2 tRNA genes and 2 rRNA genes are annotated in these 5,014 nt (G+C 47.7%); all 4 read left to right on the forward strand.

What is annotated here, in order from left to right:
• A 16S ribosomal RNA gene (locus tag BXU01_RS23400) occupies positions 1 to 1,478 on the forward strand; the annotation flags it as partial.
• A 127-nt stretch (positions 1,479 to 1,605) separates the two neighbouring features.
• Positions 1,606 to 1,679, forward strand: a tRNA-Ile gene (locus BXU01_RS23405).
• A gap of 153 nt (positions 1,680 to 1,832) precedes the next feature.
• A tRNA-Ala gene (locus BXU01_RS23410) sits at positions 1,833 to 1,906 on the forward strand.
• 181 nt (positions 1,907 to 2,087) lie between these two features.
• Positions 2,088 to 4,971: ribosomal RNA gene (locus BXU01_RS23415) — 23S ribosomal RNA — on the forward strand.
• Positions 4,972 to 5,014: the final 43 nt, after the last annotated feature.

Genomic DNA, 5,014 nt, shown 5'->3' on the forward strand with positions numbered 1-5,014 from the left:
TAGCGCGAGGCGTAAGACTAGCAAGTCGAGGAGTAGAGTGCTGCGTAAATTGAGAACGGGGAACGGGTGAGTAACGCGTATGCAATCTACCTTTGACAGAGGGATAGCCCAGAGAAATTTGGATTAATACCTCATAGCATTGAAGGATGGCAGCATCCAGAAATTAAAGTCACAACGGTAAAAGATGAGCATGCGTCCCATTAGCTAGTTGGTAAGGTAACGGCTTACCAAGGCTACGATGGGTAGGGGTCCTGAGAGGGAGATCCCCCACACTGGTACTGAGACACGGACCAGACTCCTACGGGAGGCAGCAGTGAGGAATATTGGACAATGGGCGCAAGCCTGATCCAGCCATGCCGCGTGCAGGATGACGGTCCTATGGATTGTAAACTGCTTTTATACGAGAAGAAACACTCCTACGTGTAGGAGCTTGACGGTATCGTAAGAATAAGGATCGGCTAACTCCGTGCCAGCAGCCGCGGTAATACGGAGGATCCAAGCGTTATCCGGAATCATTGGGTTTAAAGGGTCCGTAGGCGGTTTAATAAGTCAGTGGTGAAAGCCCATCGCTCAACGGTGGAACGGCCATTGATACTGTTAAACTTGAATTATTAGGAAGTAACTAGAATATGTAGTGTAGCGGTGAAATGCTTAGAGATTACATGGAATACCAATTGCGAAGGCAGGTTACTACTAATGGATTGACGCTGATGGACGAAAGCGTGGGTAGCGAACAGGATTAGATACCCTGGTAGTCCACGCCGTAAACGATGGATACTAGCTGTTGGAAGCAATTTCAGTGGCTAAGCGAAAGTGATAAGTATCCCACCTGGGGAGTACGTTCGCAAGAATGAAACTCAAAGGAATTGACGGGGGCCCGCACAAGCGGTGGAGCATGTGGTTTAATTCGATGATACGCGAGGAACCTTACCAAGGCTTAAATGTAGATTGACCGTTTTGGAAACAGAACTTTCGCAAGACAATTTACAAGGTGCTGCATGGTTGTCGTCAGCTCGTGCCGTGAGGTGTCAGGTTAAGTCCTATAACGAGCGCAACCCCTGTTGTTAGTTGCCAGCGAGTCATGTCGGGAACTCTAACAAGACTGCCAGTGCAAACTGTGAGGAAGGTGGGGATGACGTCAAATCATCACGGCCCTTACGCCTTGGGCTACACACGTGCTACAATGGCCGGTACAGAGAGCAGCCACTGGGCGACCAGGAGCGAATCTATAAAACCGGTCACAGTTCGGATCGGAGTCTGCAACTCGACTCCGTGAAGCTGGAATCGCTAGTAATCGGATATCAGCCATGATCCGGTGAATACGTTCCCGGGCCTTGTACACACCGCCCGTCAAGCCATGGAAGCTGGGGGTGCCTGAAGTCGGTGACCGCAAGGAGCTGCCTAGGGTAAAACTGGTAACTAGGGCTAAGTCGTAACAAGGTAGCCGTACCGGAAGGTGCGGCTGGAACACCTCCTTTCTAGAGCCTCGAGTGTTAGTTGATTTATCAACACGCTGAGGAAAAAAGAAGAAGCTTTAGAGGTTTTAATTTTAAGACTTATTTTACTCTTGCTGTTAGTTCAAATAATAAATTTTAAGTAAAACAGAGTCTCGTAGCTCAGCTGGTTAGAGTACTACACTGATAATGTAGGGGTCGGCAGTTCGAGTCTGCCCGGGACTACTTTTTAAATTGCTAATTATAAATTATGTATTGTAAATTATAAGGAGCAGCTAAATTTAAGAAGACTGTGCGCTTAGAAAAAGGAAATTTTAGAGGTTGAGTAACCGTTTTAAGTACTGTTAACTGAGAACTGTTAACTGACAACTAAAAAATGGGGGATTAGCTCAGCTGGCTAGAGCGCCTGCCTTGCACGCAGGAGGTCAACGGTTCGACTCCGTTATTCTCCACAATTCAACGTTTAATCGTTGATTTGTTTAAGCGGTTAACCGAATTTACGGTTTGACGATTAAACGAAACAAAGTTCATTGACATATTGAGATAAGAAAATAATAAAAAGTAGAAAGCGTTTTTTGTTATAACTAACAAAAAACAAAAAAAACGGTCTTGTTTTAAGTAACAAGATTGGTACAATAAGCAAAATAAGGGCGTATGGGGGATGCCTTGGCTCTCAGAGGCGATGAAAGGCGTGATAAGCTGCGAAAAGCTGCGGGGACGGGCACACACCGATTGATCCGCAGATACCTGAATGGGGCAACCCACTATGTTGAAGACATAGTACACCGATAGGTGGGCAAACCCGCTGAACTGAAACATCTAAGTAGGCGGAGGAGAAGAAAACAAAAGTGATTCCGTAAGTAGTGGCGAGCGAACGCGGATTAGCCCAAACCAATGTTGTTACGGCAATGTTGGGGTTGTAGGACCACGATATTTTATGTACAAGGAACCGGAAGTTACTGGAAAGTGACGCCATAGAGGGTGATAGCCCCGTATGGGTAACAAGTATAATAGATAGTGGTATCCTGAGTAGGGCGGGGCACGTGAAACCCTGTCTGAATTTGGCGGGACCATCCGCTAAGGCTAAATACTCCTGAGAGACCGATAGTGAACCAGTACCGTGAGGGAAAGGTGAAAAGAACCGTGAATAACGGAGTGAAATAGATCCTGAAACCATACGCTTACAAGCGGTCGGAGCCCTTTCGTGGGGTGACGGCGTGCCTTTTGCATAATGAGCCTACGAGTTAACGTTGCTGGCAAGGTTAAGTGATTAAGTCACGGATCCGTAGCGAAAGCGAGTCTGAATAGGGCGCTTTAGTCAGTAGTGTTAGACGCGAAACCGTGTGATCTACCCATGGGCAGGTTGAAGCTGTGGTAACACACAGTGGAGGACCGAACCGGTTGACGTTGAAAAGTCTTCGGATGACCTGTGGGTAGGGGTGAAAGGCCAATCAAACTCGGAAATAGCTCGTACTCCCCGAAATGCATTTAGGTGCAGCGTTATGCGTAAAGTTATATAGAGGTAGAGCTACTGATTGGATGCGGGGGCTTCACCGCCTACCAATTCCTGACAAACTCCGAATGCTATATAATGTTTCATAACAGTGAGGGCTTGGGTGCTAAGGTCCAAGTCCGAGAGGGAAAGAACCCAGACCATCAGCTAAGGTCCCCAAATATATACTAAGTTGAAAGAACGAGGTTTGTCTGCCCAGACAGCTAGGATGTTGGCTTGGAAGCAGCCATTCATTTAAAGAGTGCGTAACAGCTCACTAGTCGAGCGGACGAGCATGGATAATAATCGGGCATAAGTATATTACCGAAGCTATGGATTTACAGGCAACTGTAAGTGGTAGGGGAGCATTCTAACAGGGTTGAAGGTGTATCGTAAGGTATGCTGGACTGGTTAGAAAAGAAAATGTAGGCATAAGTAACGATAATGCGGGCGAGAAACCCGCACACCGAAAAACTAAGGTTTCCACAGCTATGCTAATCAGCTGTGGGTTAGTCTGGTCCTAAGGCGAACCCGAAAGGGACAGTCGATGGCTAACGGGTTAATATTCCCGTACTACTAATTACTGTGATGGGGTGACGGAGTGATGAAAGCGCCGCGAACTGACGGAATAGTTCGTTGAAGTACCTACCTATAAGATGCGCAGGCAAATCCACGCGTCTTGGGGAAATACGATAGTACTCGGAGTCTTCGGACAAAGAGATAGTGCGCCTAAGGGCTTCCAAGAAAAACCTCTAAACTTCAGGTAATTAGTACCAGTACCGTAAACCGACACAGGTAGTTGAGGAGAGAATCCTAAGGTGCTCGAGAGATTCATGGCTAAGGAATTAGGCAAAATAGACCTGTAACTTCGGGAGAAAGGTCGCCCTGAGCAATCAGGGCCGCAGTGAAGAGGTCCAGGCGACTGTTTATCAAAAACACAGGGCTCTGCAAAATCGTAAGATGAAGTATAGGGCCTGACACCTGCCCGGTGCTGGAAGGTTAAGAGGAGATGTTATCTTCGGAGAAGCATTGAATTGAAGCCCCAGTAAACGGCGGCCGTAACTATAACGGTCCTAAGGTAGCGAAATTCCTTGTCGGGTAAGTTCCGACCTGCACGAATGGTGTAACGATCTGGACACTGTCTCAGCCATGAGCTCGGTGAAATTGTAGTAACGGTGAAGATGCCGTTTACCCGCAGTGGGACGAAAAGACCCTGTGCACCTTTACTATAGCTTAGTATTGACCTTGGATAAATGATGTGTAGGATAGGTTGGAGACTGTGAAGTGGCGTCGCCAGGCGTTGTGGAGTCATTGTTGAAATACAACCCTTTGTTTATCTGAGGCCTAACCCCATATTGTGGGGGACATTGCTTGGTGGGTAGTTTGACTGGGGTGGTCGCCTCCAAAAGAGTAACGGAGGCTTCTAAAGGTTCCCTCAGTACGCTTGGTAACCGTGCGTAGAGTGCAATGGCATAAGGGAGCTTGACTGAGAGACATACAGGTCGATCAGGTACGAAAGTAGAGCATAGTGATCCGGTGGTTCCGCATGGAAGGGCCATCGCTCAAAGGATAAAAGGTACGCCGGGGATAACAGGCTGATCTCCCCCAAGAGCTCATATCGACGGGGGGGTTTGGCACCTCGATGTCGGCTCGTCACATCCTGGGGCTGGAGAAGGTCCCAAGGGTTGGGCTGTTCGCCCATTAAAGTGGCACGCGAGCTGGGTTCAGAACGTCGTGAGACAGTTCGGTCTCTATCTACTGTGGGCGTTAGAAATTTGAGTGGATCTGATTCTAGTACGAGAGGACCGAATTGGACAAACCTCTAGTGTATCTGTTGTCCCGCCAGGGGCACCGCAGAGTAGCTACGTTTGGAAGGGATAAGCGCTGAAAGCATATAAGCGCGAAACCCACCACAAGATGAGATTTCTTTTAAGGATCGTGGAAGATGACCACGTTGATAGGCTATAGATGTAAAGGCAGTAATGTCATAGTCGAGTAGTACTAATAATCCGTAAGCTTATGTACACCCTTTTCCCCCGATGCAAATCGGGGGAAGAAACTTTCTAAA

Origin of the sequence: [Flexibacter] sp. ATCC 35103 (genome assembly GCF_001975985.1) — a bacterium.
Taxonomy (GTDB): Bacteria; Bacteroidota; Bacteroidia; order Flavobacteriales; family Flavobacteriaceae; genus Flavobacterium.